This window comes from Enteroscipio rubneri (genome assembly GCF_002899715.1).
Classification (GTDB): Bacteria; Actinomycetota; Coriobacteriia; order Coriobacteriales; family Eggerthellaceae; genus Enteroscipio; species Enteroscipio rubneri.
On sequence record NZ_PPEK01000004.1, the window covers coordinates 78,981 to 96,507 of the forward strand.

At 62.9% G+C, this 17,527-nt stretch carries 16 protein-coding genes; 13 read left to right on the forward strand and 3 right to left on the reverse strand.

Features of this window, described 5'->3' with window-relative positions:
* The first annotated feature begins 8 nt into the window (after nucleotides 1-8).
* The 6 genes from C2L71_RS05245 to C2L71_RS05270 all read left to right on the forward strand — a co-directional run bounded on the left by C2L71_RS05245 (nucleotide 9) and on the right by C2L71_RS05270 (nucleotide 7,437).
* The gene (locus C2L71_RS05245; RefSeq protein WP_103264728.1) at nucleotides 9-1,292 is read left to right on the forward strand and encodes a homoserine dehydrogenase; all 1,284 of its coding nucleotides are present in this window, start codon (nucleotides 9-11) and stop codon (nucleotides 1,290-1,292) included.
* Nucleotides 1,293-1,372: 80 nt separating this feature from the next.
* Nucleotides 1,373-2,161 carry an N-acyl homoserine lactonase family protein gene (locus C2L71_RS05250; RefSeq protein WP_170042439.1) on the forward strand — a complete coding sequence of 263 codons (789 nt, stop codon included), beginning with the start codon at nucleotides 1,373-1,375 and terminating at the stop codon, nucleotides 2,159-2,161.
* A gap of 100 nt (nucleotides 2,162-2,261) precedes the next feature.
* Entirely contained in the window at nucleotides 2,262-2,948 is a 687-nt protein-coding gene (gene pyrE, locus C2L71_RS05255; RefSeq protein WP_103264730.1) for an orotate phosphoribosyltransferase, read from the forward strand.
* 198 nt (nucleotides 2,949-3,146) lie between these two features.
* Complete coding sequence (locus tag C2L71_RS05260; protein WP_103264798.1) at nucleotides 3,147-5,249, forward strand: bifunctional diguanylate cyclase/phosphodiesterase; 2,103 nt, start codon at nucleotides 3,147-3,149, stop codon at nucleotides 5,247-5,249.
* A gap of 131 nt (nucleotides 5,250-5,380) precedes the next feature.
* Nucleotides 5,381-6,055 carry an HAD family hydrolase gene (locus tag C2L71_RS05265; RefSeq protein ID WP_103264731.1) on the forward strand — a complete coding sequence of 225 codons (675 nt, stop codon included), beginning with the start codon at nucleotides 5,381-5,383 and terminating at the stop codon, nucleotides 6,053-6,055.
* 215 nt (nucleotides 6,056-6,270) lie between these two features.
* Nucleotides 6,271-7,437, forward strand: coding sequence for an acyl-CoA dehydrogenase family protein (locus C2L71_RS05270; RefSeq protein ID WP_103264732.1), 1,167 nt, complete (start codon nucleotides 6,271-6,273; stop codon nucleotides 7,435-7,437).
* Nucleotides 7,438-7,595: 158 nt separating this feature from the next.
* Here C2L71_RS05270 and C2L71_RS05275 read toward each other — a convergent pair whose 3' ends face one another.
* Both C2L71_RS05275 and metA read right to left on the reverse strand, forming a co-directional pair.
* Nucleotides 7,596-7,919, reverse strand: a complete 324-nt coding sequence (locus C2L71_RS05275; protein ID WP_239926393.1) for a hypothetical protein — start codon at nucleotides 7,917-7,919, stop codon at nucleotides 7,596-7,598.
* On the reverse strand, nucleotides 7,906-8,871 hold the full coding sequence (gene metA / locus C2L71_RS05280) for a homoserine O-acetyltransferase MetA (RefSeq protein ID WP_103264733.1): 966 nt from the start codon (nucleotides 8,869-8,871) through the stop codon (nucleotides 7,906-7,908). Before metA ends, C2L71_RS05275 begins: the two co-directional genes overlap by 14 nt.
* Before the next feature lie 195 nt (nucleotides 8,872-9,066).
* On the opposite strand from metA, the gene C2L71_RS05285 reads away from it, so the two are divergent.
* The 7 genes from C2L71_RS05285 (at nucleotide 9,067) to C2L71_RS05315 (ending at nucleotide 16,329) form a co-directional block, all read left to right on the forward strand.
* Entirely contained in the window at nucleotides 9,067-9,585 is a 519-nt protein-coding gene (locus C2L71_RS05285) for a hypothetical protein (RefSeq protein ID WP_129588473.1), read from the forward strand.
* A gap of 222 nt (nucleotides 9,586-9,807) precedes the next feature.
* Nucleotides 9,808-10,938: a YkvI family membrane protein gene (locus tag C2L71_RS05290; RefSeq protein WP_103264735.1), complete on the forward strand. Its 1,131-nt coding sequence runs from the start codon at nucleotides 9,808-9,810 to the stop codon at nucleotides 10,936-10,938.
* A 116-nt stretch (nucleotides 10,939-11,054) separates the two neighbouring features.
* Nucleotides 11,055-12,416 carry an aspartate aminotransferase family protein gene (locus tag C2L71_RS05295; protein WP_103264736.1) on the forward strand — a complete coding sequence of 454 codons (1,362 nt, stop codon included), beginning with the start codon at nucleotides 11,055-11,057 and terminating at the stop codon, nucleotides 12,414-12,416.
* Between the two features lie 203 nt (nucleotides 12,417-12,619).
* Entirely contained in the window at nucleotides 12,620-13,900 is a 1,281-nt protein-coding gene (locus tag C2L71_RS05300; RefSeq protein ID WP_103264737.1) for an O-acetylhomoserine aminocarboxypropyltransferase/cysteine synthase family protein, read from the forward strand.
* A gap of 521 nt (nucleotides 13,901-14,421) precedes the next feature.
* On the forward strand, nucleotides 14,422-14,985 hold the full coding sequence (locus C2L71_RS05305) for a DUF1062 domain-containing protein (protein ID WP_103264738.1): 564 nt from the start codon (nucleotides 14,422-14,424) through the stop codon (nucleotides 14,983-14,985).
* 138 nt (nucleotides 14,986-15,123) lie between these two features.
* A complete protein-coding gene (locus tag C2L71_RS05310) occupies nucleotides 15,124-15,552 on the forward strand; it encodes a 6-pyruvoyl trahydropterin synthase family protein (protein ID WP_103264739.1) in 429 nt (142 codons plus the stop codon).
* A 15-nt stretch (nucleotides 15,553-15,567) separates the two neighbouring features.
* Nucleotides 15,568-16,329, forward strand: a complete 762-nt coding sequence (locus tag C2L71_RS05315; RefSeq protein ID WP_103264740.1) for a M23 family metallopeptidase — start codon at nucleotides 15,568-15,570, stop codon at nucleotides 16,327-16,329.
* Between the two features lie 222 nt (nucleotides 16,330-16,551).
* Here the strand turns inward: C2L71_RS05315 and C2L71_RS05320 are convergent, their stop codons facing one another.
* The gene (locus tag C2L71_RS05320) at nucleotides 16,552-17,457 is read right to left on the reverse strand and encodes a DUF2268 domain-containing putative Zn-dependent protease (protein ID WP_103264741.1); all 906 of its coding nucleotides are present in this window, start codon (nucleotides 17,455-17,457) and stop codon (nucleotides 16,552-16,554) included.
* Nucleotides 17,458-17,527 lie beyond the last annotated feature (70 nt).

Genomic DNA, 17,527 nt, shown 5'->3' on the forward strand with positions numbered 1-17,527 from the left:
AATGGCAGATGACGGTTAAACTGGGGCTCGTGGGAACCGGCACGGTGGGCGGCGGATGCATTGACATTCTGAGGAACCATCGCGACGACTTCAAGCGTCATTACGGTATCGACGTGGAACTGGTGCGGGTGTGCTCGCGCAACCCCGAGCAGGCGATCGCCCACGGGGTGGAGGATATCTTCACGCAGGACTTTCAAGACGTTCTAAACGACCCCGACATCGACGTCGTCATCGAGCTCATCGGCGGCACGACGGTCGCGCGCGACGTGGTGTGCGGCGCTCTGCGCGCCGGCAAGCATGTGGTCACGGCCAACAAGGCGCTTATGGCCACCTACGGCGAAGAAGTCATGCGCCTGGCGGATGAGGCGGGCAAGGAAATTGCGTTCGAGGCCAGCGTAGGCGGCGGCATCCCTATCATCGATCCGATGAAGCATTCTCTTATCGCGAACCGCATCGATTCCGTTATGGGCATCGTGAACGGTACGACGAACTACATGCTCACGCGCATGGTGGAGGACGGCCTCAGCTACGACGCCGCGCTCAAGGAGGCGCAGGAGAAGGGCTTTGCCGAGGCGGATCCCACAGCCGACGTGGATGGATTCGACGCTGCTGCAAAGATCGCCATTCTCGCATCCATCGCGTTCAACTCGCGCGTGACCATGGGCGAGGTTCATACCGAAGGCATCCGCAACATCACCACCATGGATCTGGACGCCGCACGCGATATGGGCTACTGCGTAAAGCTGCTCGCCATCGCGCATCGCACCGACGAAGGCGTCGACGTGCGCGTACATCCCACCATGTTGCCGCTCTCCCATCAGCTGGCTACGGTGAACGGCGTATTCAATGCCATCTACGTGGTGGGGGACGCCGTGGGCGAGACCATGTTCTTCGGCGAGGGCGCGGGCGCCGGTCCAGCTGCCAGCGCTGTGATGGGCGACGTGCTGGAGGTGGCACGCCATGTGCAGCAGGGCATCGCTCCCATCGTCGGCTGCACCTGTACCGACGAGCTTCCCATCGTGCCGATGGACGATCTTAAGACCAAGTACTACATTCGCTTCAAAGTGGCCGACCGCTCCGGCGTGCTAGCCGCCATGGCGGGCGTATTCGCCAAGCACAACGTCAGCGTGTACTCGGTGGTGCAGCGTGGTAAAAAAGAGGGCGGCACGGTGGATCTCGTGTACGTCACGCATACCGCGTGCGAGAAGAGCGTCCGCGACGTATTGGCCGAGATTGCGGAATTGGACGACATTCTGCGCGATGAACCGAGCCTCATCCGCGTAGAGGACTAGGCGGCAGCGCGCCGGGCGCACGCCTGTGTCGGGCGTTTGGCGCGGGAGAGCGATGGCGGATCGGAAGGGGAGCGATGGCGATGAAAAAGACCCGTGTGCGCGTCTTGGACTTGGGGAACATGACCTTCTCGAAAAAGGAGCTGGTGCGCACGCCCGACGAGGCCGCGATGATCGTTTCGCCGGCGCAAGCGGTGCTGATCGAGCATCACGAGCTGGGACGTATCTTGTACGATACCGGCAACGACGAAGCGTGGGAGGCCACGTATTCCGACGATATGAAGGCCACCTATCCGATCACGAAGCTGGTCGGCATCGAAGAGGCGTTGGCGAAAGAAGGGCTTACGGTCGACGATATCGATCTGCTGATCCTCTCGCACCTGCACTTCGACCATGCAGGCGGGCTGCGGCATTTCGAGGGAACGCGCGCCGGCGGGCAGGTCATGGCGTCGGAAACGGAGCTGCACGATGCGCTGTACAAAGCGTATACGGCTCCGGGCGGCATTTCCGGCGCCTACATCCGGCCCCTGTACTGCCTTCCGGGCATCTCATTCCAACCGGTGCCGGACGAGGGGATGAAGCTCGCGGACGATCTAGTTCTGTTCGTCCAGAAGTGCCACACCGCCGGGCTTGTCGGCATGCGCGTGAAGCTGGACGGCGGCTGGGTGATCTTCTGCTCCGACACCGTGTACACCCGCGAAGCCTACGAGCAGCAGCTGCCTCCCGGCGGCGCTATCAACGAGACGGACGACGAGTTCTTTGAAAACCTCAAGCTGCTTAAGATCATGGAGCAAACGTACCAAGCCGAAGTGTTCTTCGGACACGATATCGACCAAGCGACCGCTTGGCAGGCGAAAGGCTGGATCGAGTAGCGCGAACCGGCGCCGGACGCAATCGTATTCGGGTATCATAGAACGGCCGTCGCGCTGGGAGCGTGGCGGCCGTATGCGTCATCAGGAGAAGGGATGGTCCATGGAGCAGTACAAGCAGGATTTTATCGAATTCATGGTCGAGAGCGAAGTGCTCAAGTTCGGTTCGTTCACGCTGAAGAGCGGACGGCAGTCCCCCTTCTTCATGAACGCGGGCGCCTATGTGACGGGCGATCAGCTCCATCGACTCGGACTGTTCTACGCTCGCGCAATCCACGATAGCTTCGGACTGGATTTCGACGTCGTATTCGGGCCGGCATACAAGGGCATTCCGCTGTCGGTGATCACCACGATGGCGATCCACGAGCTTTATGGCGTCGAAGTGCGCTATTGCTCCAACCGCAAGGAGGTCAAAGATCACGGGGACACGGGCATTCTGCTCGGTTCGGCACTGCGCGACGGCGATCGAGTGGTGATGGTGGAGGACGTGACTACGTCCGGCAAATCCATCGAGGAGACGCATCCCATTCTCATGTCGCAGGCAGACGTGAAAGTGAAGGGCCTCATGGTATCGCTCAACCGTATGGAGGTGGGCAAGGGCGGCGAAATCTGCGCACTCGACGAGGTGCGGGAGCGCTACGGGTTTCCCACGGCGTCCATCGTGGACATGACCGAGGTGACCACGTATCTGCATAATCGCGAGGTTCAGGGCAAGGTTGTCATCGACGACGAAGTGAAGGCTGCGCTCGATGCCTACTACGACCGATACGGGGCAAAAAAAGCTGTTTGAACAGGATAAACTCAGGGGGGTGTCGATAAGTTTTTTCTTGTATCCCCCTTGAGCTTGCGTGTATAGTTTCTTCTCAGAAGGATGTATGAAGCCGGTTCGCGCCGGCTCGAGCGCGATCGGAAGCTTGTTTCTTTAGAATCCAAGAGGAACTATCTGCCGTTCGCACAAGAATTCGGCGAGAAGGGGCGGCAAGGCGAGATGAAGGCGATGGTCGATGCGCTGTTTGACGGCCTGTCCGAGCTGGTCTATGTGTGCGATCCGGCTACGCACGAGTTGCTTTATCTCAATAAGGCGGGCAGGTCCGTGTATGGAGATCGGGCCGTCGAGAAGCACGAGCCGTGTTATCGGGTGCTGCAGGGCCGCGAAGCTCCTTGCGAGTTCTGTACGAATCAGTTGCTGAATACCGAGGAATTCTTCGAGTGGGAAGCCACCAACCCGGTGACGAACCGCCACTATGTGCTGCGCGACAAGCTCATAGATTGGGATGGCGTCTTGGCGCGCCTGGAGATAGCCTTCGATATAACCGAGCGCGAGAACGAGAAGATGGCGCTCGCGCTCATGGTGGACGCGAGTGCGATGATCGTGGACTGCATTCGTATACTCGAGGCCGATGACGATCTGTACCTTGCGTTCGACGAGGTGCTGCGACGCCTCGGAACGTTTTTCATCGCGGATCGCGCCTACGTGTTCGAACTTGAGGGCGCCCGCGTGGCGAACATGCGCGAGTGGTGCAACGATCAGGCAGAGACCCATAAGGATCATTTCCAGGATATCCCCGTGTCGCTTATTGAAAACTGGGTGGAAACATTCGCGGTGGGCGAAGCCATGGTCATCGACGACATCGACAGCTTGCGGGAGAGCGGGAATGCCGAAGAGTGCTCTATGCTGCTCCAGCGGCACGTTAGCTCGCTCGTTGCGGTTCAGCTCGTGGACAACGGCAAGTTGATCGGCTGCATCGGCGTGGAGAACCCACGGCTCGGGGGACGCCTCGACGTGGTTGTGACGCTGCTTCTCGGACTGGCCCATTTCGTGACGGCTCGCATGAAGCGCGACGAAGCGCAACGCAAGGTGGCCGAACTCATCTGGAACGATACGCTGACCGGCGTACGCTCGCGTGCAGCCTTTCACCGCGACTACGATCAAGGCGAGTTCGGACGCCTCGGTATCGTGCTTGCAGATGCCGACGGGCTCGCGCTGGTGAACTGCGAGTGGGGCAGGGCTGCTGGCGATGGCATCCTGCAGAACATCGCCAAGACCATGAAAAGCGTGTTCGACCGCGTGTATCGGATCGGAGACGACGAGTTTTGCGCCGTGGTTGAACACGTCGACTACGCACGCTTCTCAGAGCTTGCAACCCAATTGACGGTGCAGTTCGCCGACAGGGATCTGCCGGCTTCGGTGGGAACGGCCTGGCAGGAGAATTGCCATCGCACGGTAGCCGTGCTCGACATGGCGGGAGACCGTATGCGCCGGGCGAAACGGGGAAGGCATCGCGCAGTTGCGCTCGGGGTCGACCTTGCCTCGGATGCGGCGGTGGGCAGTCTGCTGTGTCAAGGCGGTGCCCAGCGAGCGGTCGAGGAAGGCAAATTCGACATCTATCTCATGCCGCAATCGTCGAGCCGTACGGATCGGATCGTAGGCGCCGAGGCCCTCATTCGCTACATCGACGAAGCGAACGGCACGGTTGCGCTGCCGACATCATTCGTGCTTGCGCTCGAGGATATGGGCGAGATATCAAGCGTTGATTTTTTCGCGCTATCCCGTGCCTGCGCAACGCTCGTTCGCTGGCAGTGCGAAGGGCGCGCCGTCGTGCCGGTCTCGGTGAACTTCTCGCGCCTGACCGCGAGCGACGACGGCTTCGTCGACCGCCTGGCTGACACGGTGAGCGGATACGCTCTCGATCCGTCGCTCATCGAGGTCGAGTTGACCGAGTCGGCGCGCGAGCGGAGCGACGACTTGCTGCGGCAAGTGGCAGACGGTCTGCGCTCGCGCGGATTCCGTGTGGCTATCGACGATTTTGGCGTCGATAACGCGAATTATGCTCTGTTCGTGCAGCTCGAATTCGACGTTCTGAAGCTTGATAAAACACTCGTCTGGGGTCTTGGCAACGACGCTCATTCGCTCACCGTGATCAAGGGCCTCGTGGGCCTTTGCGCCGATTTGGGCATCGAGACGGTGGCCGAGGGCATTGAGTCAGTGCAGCAGCTGGATGCGCTGCGCTCGGTAGGATGCACGCGCGCGCAAGGCTTCCTTATCGGTCGTCCGATGCCTATCGCGCAGTTCGAGGAGCGGTTTCTGTAGGCTTCGCGCGAGGCGGTTGCGTCTGCTGTGCACCATCCATCATCTTTGGTAAGCTTGATGAACGAAACGGGAGGCGGGCGGCCTCCGGTCGCGAGACTCTTCGGGTCGCCCGGTGCATGAGAGGACGCGGTATGCGCGCTTCATCCATTGGCATTGTGTTCGATTGCGACGGAACGCTGCTCGACTCCATGAACGTTTGGCGCGAAGTGGAGGATGAGCTGGCCGGTCGAGCGGGCGTCGCGCTGACTGCAGCCGACAGCGCGGAGCTTGCCACGCTCACCATCCCCGAGGCGGGCGCGTTCTTCCACGGCCGGTTCGGCTTGGGGACTTCGCCCGAGCAGGTGGTGGGTTTGATCGATGAACTCATGCTGGCATACTACCGCGAGCGGTCGTGCGAGCGTCCCGGGGCGCTCGCCTTCGTACGCGAGCTGCATGCGCGCGGCGCGGTTCTCAGCGTCGCGTCGTCCAGTCCGCAATCCTACCTGCGCGCCGGCCTCGAGCGCTGCGGGTTCGCGCCCTATCTGCGGGCGATCGTCTCGGTCGACGATGTGGGGGCGTCCAAGCGCGAGCCTGCCGTATACGATCGTGCGCGCAACCTCATGGGAACGCCGCTCAAAACAACCTGGGGATTCGAGGACTCGATCTATGCGATCCGCACGCTTCGCTCGGCGGGGTACCGAACGGCGGGCATATACGACTGCGATCTCGCCGGGAGCTATGACGAGCTGTCAGCGCTCTGCGATATTGCCGTCCGCGGTTTCGATGAGCTGTCGGCTGAAGCATTTCTTGCTCTCGCAGTCGGCTAGGATCGCTCTATTCAATCGATTCCGTTCATACAAGAATCGATTTGACAAATGAATGAGCCCCTAAAGAATGAAAAACTTGAATAACACAGCGACGTTGATGCGTCCTATACTGAATCTCGACGATACGCTCCGATTCGAATCGCCTCGTCGACACGCGAGAGCTGGGCGATTCGGAAACGATCCGTTGCGGCTACCCGACCAGGATGGGGGATCACATGGACTTTCAACTAACCGATGACCAGGAGCTTTTTATCGAAAGCGCACGCGAGTATGCCGAGCGCTACTTCACTGAGGAAGCGGTGAAGCAGGCCTACGAGGTCGATCACCATATCAGCCTCGAAGCGGCCATGGCCTATCGCGAGGCCGGCTTCATGCACCTTGGCCTTCCCGAGGAGGTGGGCGGCGTGCCGTGCAGCAAGCTCACCCAGATCATCTTGACCGAGAAGCTGCACGAGTTCACCGGCACCGCACTGCCGTTCACTACCGACACGAACTCCATCACGGACGTCATCGATTTCGGCAGCAAGGCCCAGCAGGAACTCATTATGGACGCCATCGAGAATCGCGAGAGCACCTGCGTGGCCTCCACGGCCATCTCAGAGCCTGCCGCCGGTTCCGACAACAACGCTATGACCTGCATCACCGTCAAGCAGCCCGATGGAACCTACCTGTTGAACGGCCAGAAAACCTGGGCGACGCTGTCCGGACTGTCTCTATACACGGTCGTCATTGCCAAGGACGAGAGCCCGGCCTACGAGAACGACCAGTACTCCCTGTGGCTGGTGCCGAACGATATCGAAGGCTACACCATCGGCCATCTCGACAAGGTGGGCCAGCAGACCATTCCCTTCGTCGACTGTTTCTTCGACAACGTTGTGCTCACCGAAGACATGCGCATCGGCGAGCAGGGCATGGGCTGGAAGCTTCTCATGAAGAAGCTCGAGTATGAGCGCTGCCTCGTGGTCGCGCAGGCGCTCGGCCAGGCGCAGGCCGTCATGAACGACGCGGGCGCCTATTGTTCCGAGCGTATCTGCTTCCAGAAGCCCATCGGGCATTTGGGCGCCATCCAGGATCACCTGGTGGCCATGGAGAACATCCTGCAGAACGTCCGCCTGCGCCTGTATCAGGTGGTGGATATGCTCGATCGCGGCGAATCCACGCGCCTCGAGTCCGCTCTGCTCAAGAGCTATGCTTGCCAGAATTTGACCGAGGTCGCCGACCACGCGCTGGCTATCTACGGAGCGATCGGCTATACCAAGGAGCTCCGCGCCGCTCGCATCTGGCAGGATCTGCGCGGTTACGAGATGGCCGGCGGTACGACCGAGGTTATGGACTATATTTCCGGCCGCCAGCTCGTGAAGAAGTACAAGGCGCAAAGCTAGTCGCCGCTCGGTCATCCTGGCTGTTTGGGCGGGATCCGGCCGTTCGAGTATGCAAGGCCCCGCAGGCTTCCGATCGGAAACCCGCGGGGCCTTCTTGTAGCGGCGCCCTCGCGCGTTTCGCGTCATGCTCCGACCTTGCGGGCAGGAGCGGGCTACGGTTAGCGCCAGGGATCTTCTTGGAAGGCGGGCTCGGGAGCGGGTGGGCGATCGGAAAACGGGTCGTAGCCGTCGTCGTCTTCGTCTGCGGGACGCAGGAACGGATCGCGCTTCCCCGGTGCGCGCTCGAAACCGATACCTGCCGCACTCTGAGTCGACGAAAAGGCTGGTTCTGCTTCGTCGTGGCTGTCCGTCGGCCCGGTTTTCGAAGGCGCCGGCGTGGTCACAGGGCGCAACCGGTAGCGCGGCTCCGGTCCTCCGCCGTTCGTCGCCTTGCGATCGGCATGCTCGCGGCTTGCCGGATCGCCCGCATCAGGCGCGCGCATCGGCATTGCGATCGTCCGGGCCGTTGTCGTCCTCCGAACCCACGCGCGCCAGATCGTAGGGCGTGGTCTGGTAGACGTAGTAGTTCAGCCAGTTCGTGTAGAGAAGCTGCGCGTGGGCGCGCCACGTTGCGTGCGGCTCTTGGGAGGGGTCGTCGTCGGGGAAGTAGTGCTGTGGCACCGGGGTGCCGAGGCCTTTTGCCGCATCGCGATCATACTCGCGCTTGAGCGTATCGGCATCGTATTCAGGATGGCCGAACACGAAGAAGTTGCGGCTGTCGGTGCTTTTGGCGATATAGACGCCAGCTTCGTCGGACACGGCGATAAGCTCCAGGTCGGGGTGAGCCTCGATGTCGGCCGCATGCACCTCGGTGAAGCGCGAGTGCGGTGCGAGAAAGAAGTCGTTGAACCCGCGCACGAGCGGCGACGAGGGCTTCACCACCTCGTGCTCGAACACGCCCGACAGCTTCGCGGGCAGTTCGTACTTTGGAATTCCATAGTGGTGGTAGATGCCGGCCTGCGCGCCCCAGCAGATGTGCAGCGTCGAATGCACGTTCGTGGTCGACCATGCCATGATCTGCGTCAGCTCGTCCCAATAATCGACAGATTCGAAATCGAGCAGCTCGACGGGGGCGCCGGTGATGATCATGCCGTCGAAGCGTTCGTCTTTGATGTCGTCGAAGGTGGTGTAGAAAGTGTCGAGGTGCTGAGCGGATACGTTCTTCGACGTATAGCTGGCTGTCTGCATGAGGTCGATCTCGATTTGCAGCGGCGTATTCGACAGTTTGCGCATTATCTGCGTTTCGGTGACGATTTTGGTGGGCATGAGATTGAGCAAGACGAGTTTGAGCGGGCGAATGTCCTGGTGCATGGCCCGGAATTCGGTCATGACGAATATATTCTCGCTCTCGAGGACGTCGGTTGCGGGCAGCGAGTCGGGGATCCTGATGGGCATGTGCATCCTTTCTGCGCGGCTGCTGCGAAGCGAAGCTGCGATGTCGGCGTCTTCATCATAGCAAATCGGTCGTTCCATGCGAATTGCCGGAGGATTCCGATAGAAAAAACGGGTAGGATACTCTTCTGAAACGCCGTGCATGGCGCCCGCCGGATGGGACGCCGGAAAGAAGCGGCGCTGGAAGAAGGAGGCTTCGTGGCCGGAATCGAGAAGCTCATTGCGACGAAAGACGTCGGCGAGCGCACGCTGTACTGCTTTTTGGCGGGCACGCTGCGCCGCCGTCCGGAGTACGCTCCGCTCGGATACGATCGTGCCCAGCTTTACCTGAGCATTCGCACCAAGGATGATTCCAGCGCGGACGCCGTCGCCACCGTCGTGGCCGACGTGACGCTCAACGAGGACGATCACGACGACGACCATCTGCGCATCATCGACCTTTCGGTTGTCGCCGAGGGCATAGGGTGCGGCACTTTTGCGATCGAGGTCCTGTACTTGATTGCGGATTGGTATGGCTGCCGGGGCATCATGGGCGAGCTGTTCGGCAACGATCTTGTGCGCGAGTCGGATCGGACGCTCTCGTTTTTCCAACGGCGCGGATTCGACGTCATTCGCCAAAAAGACAACCGTGTGCATCCTTGGCGCATTCAGACGGTCTCCTACCGGGACCGGCTTCCCGAGTGCGTGGAGTTCTCGCTCGACGGCGTCCTCGTATAGCGCCGGCGACTCTGCAGACCAACGGTACGCGACGCGGCGGATCGCCTCTCCGCGCTCTTTTTCTCGCCGGTAGCGGTGATGAGCGGTACAATTTGTGCACGTTGTCAAAATGCGCGCGTGCTGCTCAGGGGGCTGCATGCGCCCGCGTCCGATGCCCGACCGCCTGGTTGCCGCCAGACGCCGCGTTCGGGCATCGGAGGCGGCTCAAGAGAAGGGAAGGCTATGGCGTCAGAGCAGAAGGCGCGGGCGGTGCGGCCGGTCGCCGTCATTAAGTTCGCGGGCGCGGTCATCGCCACGCTGATCGGGTCGGGATTCGCCTCGGGACAGGAGGCCATGCAGTTCTTCGCTGCGTATGGCACGTTGGGCATCGTCGGATGCGTCATCGCCATCGTGCTGTTCGCCGTGATGAGCGGCGTGCTGCTGGACTACGGCTTCAAGCACAAAGGGGCCGACGACTTCTCGGCCTTCCGCACGTTCTGCGGCAGGTACCTCGGCACGTTCATGGAGTGGTTCACCATCCTGTTCTGCTTTCTCGTGGGCATCATCATGGTGTCGGGCGCAGGCGCCACACTCAACCAGTACTTCGGCGTGCCGCAGATTGTGGGCAGCGGTCTGATGGCGCTGCTCGTCTTGGTCAGCGCGCTGTTCGGCCTGCGGCGCATCGTGGACATTCTAGGCTCCATCGGCCCGGTGACCATCGTGTTCCTCATCGCGCTGGCTGCCTACGCGCTCGCCACCCATGCGGGAGGGCTTGCCGAGGCCGATGCGGCTGTTGCCGCGGCGGGCGATTCGGTCGTGTACGGTGTGGGCTCGGGCGCCTCTTGGTTCGCGCTCGGCGCATTCATGTACGTGGCGTACAACATCTTGGCGGGCGTTCCATTCATGTCGGAAATGGGCACTGAGGCCGACTCGCGCAAAGAAGCCATAGTGGGCGGCGCGCTGGGAGGCGCGGCTCTGGGCGTGTGCGCGCTCCTGCTGAATCTGGCGCTCCTGTCCATGTACGGGGAAGTGTCGGCCTATGAAGTGCCGGTGCTCTATCTGGCGCAACAGGTATCTCCCATCGTCGGACTCCTGTTCGCCATCGTGCTTTTGGCCGAGATCTACAACACGGCCGTGCCCATGGTGTGGACGGTCGCCAATCAGTTCGTGGACGAAAAGCAGGACAAGCGCAAGTACCAGTTTCTCATTGCACTTCTGTGCGCCATCATCTTCATGGGCGGTCAGCTGCCGTTCGGCATGCTGGTGAATCTGATCTACCCGTTCGTGGGCTACTTCGGCGCACTGTTCATCGTGGTGGTCGTCGTGCAGCTGATCAGGTGGCGCATCCATGAAGCTCGGGGGACCGAGCGGTAGGCGCGAACTCGGATCGCACCGCTGCTGCGAGCGGCTGCATCGAGCGGCGACGCAGACGGCGCTATCGGAACAGGCATCACAGGAAACAGGCAACACAGGCATCAAGGAGAATCGACTTGACTTATCGGGAAATCGATAGCGCACGCGCGCAGGACTACGTGGAACGCGACCGCGCCCGTATGGGCCCCACGGCGCGCATCCCCTACTACGATCTGGTGGTCGACCACGCGCGCGGCGCGCTGCTCTACGACGTGGAGGGCAACGAGTACATCGACCTGTTGGCTGCGGCCACGTCGGCCAACGTGGGGCACTCGCATCCGGCGGTGGTGGAGGCCGTCTGCGGGCAGGCGCAGAAGGTCATCCAATGCTCGCCGGCCTACTTCTACCATGCCCCCGAGGTGGAGCTGGTGGAGAAGCTGGCGGCCATCGCGCCGGGCGACACGCCGAAGAAGGTGGTGTTCGGCACATCGGGCTCCGATGCCAACGACGCCATCATCAAGTTCGCGCGTGCCTACACGGGGCGTCCCTACGTGGTGTCGTTCCTGGGCGCCTACCACGGCTCCACCTACGGCTCGATGACGCTCTCGGCCCTCAGCCTGGGGATGCGCCGCAAGATGGGGCCCATGCTGCCGGGCATCTACCACATCCCGTACCCGGACGTGCAGAGCGCGGGCGTGGGGCACTTGAGCGAGCCGGAGCAGGCGGAGCACTTCATGCGTCCGCTGCGTGAGATGTGCGAGACGTACCTGCCGGCCGACGAGATAGCCTGCATCGTGATGGAGCCCATCGCGGGCGACGCTGGCATCATCGTGCCGCCGCAGGCCTATGTGGACGCCCTCGTCGCATTCTGCCGCGAGCACGGCATCCTGTTTGCCGTGGACGAGATCAACCAGGGCATGGGCCGCACGGGGAAGTGGTGGGGCATCGAGCAGTTCGGCGTGGAGCCCGACCTCATGTCGGTGGGGAAGTCGCTGGCCAGCGGCCTGCCGCTGTCGGCCATCGTGGGCAAAGCCGACATCATGGACAGCCTGAGCTTCCCGGCGCACATCTTCACCACCAGCGGCAACCCCGTGTGCTGTGCAGCGGCGCTCGCCACCATCGACGTCATCGAGCGCGAGGGGCTGCTCGAGCGCGGCGCCGAGCTGGGCGCCTACGCAAAGGAGCGCTTCGAGGACATGGCCGCCCGCCACGCTATCGTGGGCGGCGTGCACGGCATCGGGCTCAACCTGGGCATCGACATCGTGCGCCCGGAGACGGGCGAGAAGTGCGCGCTCGACGCGCTCAAGGTGGTGTACCGCGCGTTCGAGGAGGGCGTGGTCATCATCTGCATGGCGGAATCGGTGCTGCGCTTCCAGCCGCCGCTCGTCATCGAGCACGAGCAGCTGGACCGCGCGCTCGACGTGCTCGACCGCGTGATCGGCGAGGTGGAGGCCGGGCTCGTGCCCGACAGCATCGTGCCCGAGGGCAAGGGCTGGTAGAGGCGCCACTGCCGGTGTTTCGCCGTGCCGGCAGCCGCTTCTCGCTCTACGGGGTGTGTTGAGAGGATAGGTTAAAATACGATCACCTAGCAATCACTTCAATATATAGCAAGGTATCGGAAAGACCCTGCTACCCGGTGAGAAGGCGCTGCCGTTATAATAATGCGGTCATAGCGCCGTACCCCAGCGAGCGAGGAGCACCCATGAGCGAATCCATCGGCACCACCTGCGTGCAGGGCGGCTACCGCCCCGGCGACGGCGAACCGCGCCAGATTCCTATCTACCAGTCCACCACCTGGAAGTTCGACACAAGCGAGCACATGGGCCGCCTGTTCGACTTGGAGGAATCCGGCTACTTCTACACGCGTCTGCAGAACCCCACGAACGACTTCGTGGCGGCCAAGATCGCCGAGCTCGAGGGCGGCACGGCGGCCATGCTCACGTCGTCGGGCCAGGCAGCCAACTTCTTCGCCGTGTTCAACATCGCCGGGGCGGGCGACCACGTCGTGGCCAGCTCGGCCATCTACGGCGGCACGTACAACCTGCTGGCGAACACCATGAAGCGCATGGGGCTAGAATGCACGTTCGTCGCGCCCGACTGCGCCGACGAAGAGCTGGAGGCCGCGTTCCGGCCGAACACGAAGGCCGTGTTCGGAGAGACCATCGCGAACCCGGCGCTGTCGGTGCTCGATATCGAGCGCTTCGCCGCCGCGGCGCACGCGCACGGCGTGCCGCTCATCGTGGACAACACGTTCCCCACGCCGGTGAACTGCCGCCCCATCGAATGGGGAGCCGACATCGTGACGCACTCCACGACGAAGTACATGGACGGCCACGGCGCCAGCGTGGGCGGGGCCATCGTGGACTCCGGGACGTTCGATTGGATGGCGCACGCCGACAAGTTCCCCGGCCTGTGCGAGCCCGACGAGAGCTACCACGGCGTGACCTACACCGAGCGCTTCGGGCTGGGAGGCGCGTTCATCACGAAGGCGACGGCCCAGCTCATGCGCGACTTCGGCGCTATCCAGTCGCCGCAGAACGCCTACCTCGTCAACCTGGGGCTGGAGAGCCTGCACCTGCGCATGGCGCAGCACAGCAAGAACGGCCTCGCGCTGGCCGAGCACCTGGCCGCGCATCCGAAGGTCGCGTGGGTGCGCTACCCGGGCCTGCCGGGCGACGCGTACTACGACCTGGCGCAGAAGTACCTGCCGAACGGAGCCAGCGGCGTGGTGAGCTTCGGCGTGGCCGGCGGGCGCGCCGCGGCCGAGACGTTTATGGCGAACCTCAAGCTGGCGCAGATCGCCACACACGTGGCCGACGCGCGCACCTGCGTGCTGCATCCGGCCAACGCGACGCATCGCCAGATGAACGACGACGAGCTGGCGGCCGCCGGCATCACGCCCGACCTCGTCCGCCTGTCGTGCGGCATCGAGGCCACCGAGGACCTCATCGCCGACGTCGATCAGGCGCTCGCGGCGGTATAGAGCACATTCGGCAATAGAGCACATTCGGCAATAGAGCACATTCGGCAATAGAGCGCATGCTGCAGGAGAGAGCACGCCGCAATGGTGCGCATGCCGCGGTCGAGATGTCGGCGCATTATGCGCCGTCGCCCGGCTCGACGCGAGCTCCTGGACATAAACGAGCGGGAGAAACGAGCGAGTGTGGTAAGATGCGTCCTCATCCGCTCGATGTCTCGCACGTTGGGCGACAAAGTCCGTACTCCTATCGAAAGGCCCCTCGTATGACCGTTCCTCCCAACCGGTAAATCACGCGAACCATCCCGTCGAATTCGTTGCTGCGCAGTGCGCGGCCGTTTTGCGACGAGTCCGTCCTCTTCCGCCTGCACATGATGTGCGGTTGTTTCGTGACGGGCTCATACGGTTGAACGATCACACAACAAGAGAGGCTTTCCCAATGAAAAAGCTGAACAACGGCGTGGTGCCGCCTGCGCTCGCCTTCCTATTCGAACGTATTCGGAATGCGAAGGAAGGCAGCAACCATCATGAAAACGATACGGTGGCGCGTGGAGGCGATCTCCGCGCCAGCCGCTCTGCGTCCCTGCGGCACCTGCGGTGCTGAGGCAAGGTTCGAATCGACGGGCCGGTTCCGCGTGAACTCCCAGAAGAAGCGCCTGGATGTGTGGCTCATCTACCGGTGTGCCACGTGCGGAAGCGTATGGAATTGCGCCGTGATCAGCTGCGGTCGTCCGGGCGGCATCGGCCGGGAACGGCTCGAGCGGTTCATGGCCAACGACGCGGACCTGGCCCTCGCGTGCGCACTCGATACAGGCCTGCTCAAAAGCAATGGCGCGCGGCGGGGTCGGATCAACTTCGTCGTCGAAGGCGATGTGCCTGATGACGGTGAAGACTGCTGCGTGCAGATAGAAGCCGAGGGGCTCGCGGGCATCCGGCTCGCCGAGGTGTTGCGGGCCAAACTGGGCCTTGCGCGAAGGAGGCTTGCGGACCTCGCGAAAGAGGGGCTCGTAACGTCTGCCGACGGCATGGACCTGCTCGCCGTCAAGCTGCGGCCGCACCAGGTGGTCGTCGTGCGCGCGAGGCGCGGGTAACGAAGACAGGCGGTGCCGGGGACAGGTTCTTCGGCACCGCCGAAAGTCCGAATGCTTCACGTGAAACATTCGTTCTATGAGGTTTGACCCCGTGTGCTATCATGACGGCGAACGACACGGCGCGGCGAAGGAGCCACCATGTACGGACTGAAAACCGAGGCCAGCTTCGACTCGGCCCATTTTCTCACCGACTATTACGGCAAGTGCGAGAATCTGCACGGCCATCGTTGGCGCGTGGTGGTGCATCTGGCGGTCGACGACCTGCAAACCGAGGGCACGATGAAGGGCATGGTGCTCGATTTCGGCGTGTTCAAGCGCGCGGTACGCGAATTGGCCGAGGAGTTGGATCACACCTTCCTTGTCGAGGAAGGCTCGCTCGCTGACGCCACGCTGGCGGCCCTCGAATCCGAGGGATTCAGTCTGACGCTGCTGCCCTTCCGCACCACGGCGGAGAACCTGGCGCGCTACTTCTGCGACTGCTTGGCGGAGCAGGGACTTCCCGTGTCCCAGGTGGAGATGTACGAGACGCCGAACAACTGCGCCCTCTACCGTCCGCTGCAGCGCTGACGGGAAGGGGTCGTCGTGGGAAAGAAGGCCGCGCTCTTTTTACAGTCGGCGAAGCAGGTCGGAGGGCTCATGGCAATGGCCGTTCGCTACAACGGCAAGGAGCCCGACAAGCGCAAGGGAGCCTCGCAGGCGGAGTACGCACTGCCGTTCGAAGGCGCGTGGACGGTGTTCAACGGCGGCGTGGACAAGGAGACGTCGCATTCGTGGGGCGTGCTCACCCAGCGCTACGCCTACGACTTCGTGGTGCTCGACGACGAGGGGCGCAACTGCCCACCCGACGCCGATCCGGCCGATCCCGCCTCGTACTACTGCTACGGCTTGCCGGTGCTTGCGCCCGCCGACGGCGTCGTGGCGGAAGTGGGGACGTCGTGCCCGAATGCGCAGATCATGCTTGATGAGACGGTGCACTTCGGCGGCGGTGACATTCGCGGCAACTACGTTCTCATTGACCATGGGAATGACGAGTTCTCGTGCCTGTGCCATCTGAAGCCGGGCGGCGTGCTGGTGGAGGCGGGCCGGCACGTGAAACGTGGGCAGCGTGTCGGTTTCTGCGGAAGCTCGGGCTGCAGCTCGCATCCGCACCTGCACTTTCATATCCAGAAGGGGCAGAGCTTCTACACTTCGCTGGGCGTGCCCGTGCGATTCGCAGGCGTCGCTGCCGCGCCTGCGCCGAACTATGCTGCGGCCGATCCGCGGTCGGTTCCGCCGGAGGCCTACGACGACTTCCCTCCGTTCCTCACGCGCGGCCTGAGGGTGGAGCCCGCAGGAGGGGAATAGGCCTGAGAATGCAATGTCGTTGAGTTATGCACCCTTGCGCTGGCGTTGATGGGGGATTCTTGCACTGAGGCAAGCGACGCTGTTCGTAAAAGCCCAGGTCGCGATTTGCGCAACCCTCGATAGGGAGCGCAGGATGGGTGCATAACTCGCGTACATTGCATTTTCGGGGCCGTTTCGGCTACGCAAGGGTGCAAAACTCGAGGACTTTGCAGCCGAACGCCTTTATTCCCAGAAGCCGCGGGCGGCGTCGAGGATGTCGGCGGCGGGCAGGAGGGTTGCCTCCGCGATGTCGGCCCCCGTCTCGTCGAGGAAGCGCCTCACCAGGTGGTATCCGCAGGCGTAGCCGGCGCAGTAGGGCACGCCACGCGTGGGGTAGCCCATGAGCGCGGCCGTCTCGTCGCCGTAGAGGTAGGCGGACAGCTCGGCGAGGCCCTGTGCTTCCAGTCCCGCGCGCACGAGGGGCTTCACCTGCGCGAGCGCCTCCGGCGTGGTGCGCGTGACCCACGGCCCCGCCAGCTCCTCGCCGAACAGCTCCACGGCGAAGTTCTCGGCCAGGCCCTCGCTCACCAGCATCTCCCCGAGCGTGATGTCGTCTCGCCACTTCACGAACTGGAAGCGCACGTTGTGGTTCGCCTCGTGCGCGAGCGCGGCGGGCAGGCGGCGCATCGTCGACTCGTTCGGGTCGAGCCAGGCGAGGATCGAGCCGGGGATGCCGCCGTCGCCGCAGTAGCCCTCGCTCGCGCGCACGACGGGGTGGCCGGGGTTCGCCAGCAGCACGGTGAAGCGGTAGTCCTGCCGCGGAAGCTCGATGCCGCGTGCGGCGAAGCGCGAGAGCGAGCGCTCGACGGAGCGCCGGCACGCGTCCCAGAAGACGTCGTTGCCGAGGAGGCGCACGGCTTCGGCGCGGCTTTCGTCCACCTGCGCGGGCGGCAGAATGCCGAGCATCTCGCTGGCCATGACCACGTCGTAGCCGCCGGGTTCCGCCGCCTTGAGCGGCACGCGGTAGCAGTCCCATTTCTCCTTGAAGGGGGCCATGAGCTCGTAGCGGTACAGGTCGCCGCGCTTGCCGGCGGGCGCGGCCATCATGGCGCGGTAGGCTGCGTCGGAGCGAACGGGTTGCACGTTCATGAGGTGTCCTTTCTGTCGGGTGCGTTCCCCATGCTACGGCCTCACGCCGCGTGAGGGTCAAGGGGGAGTC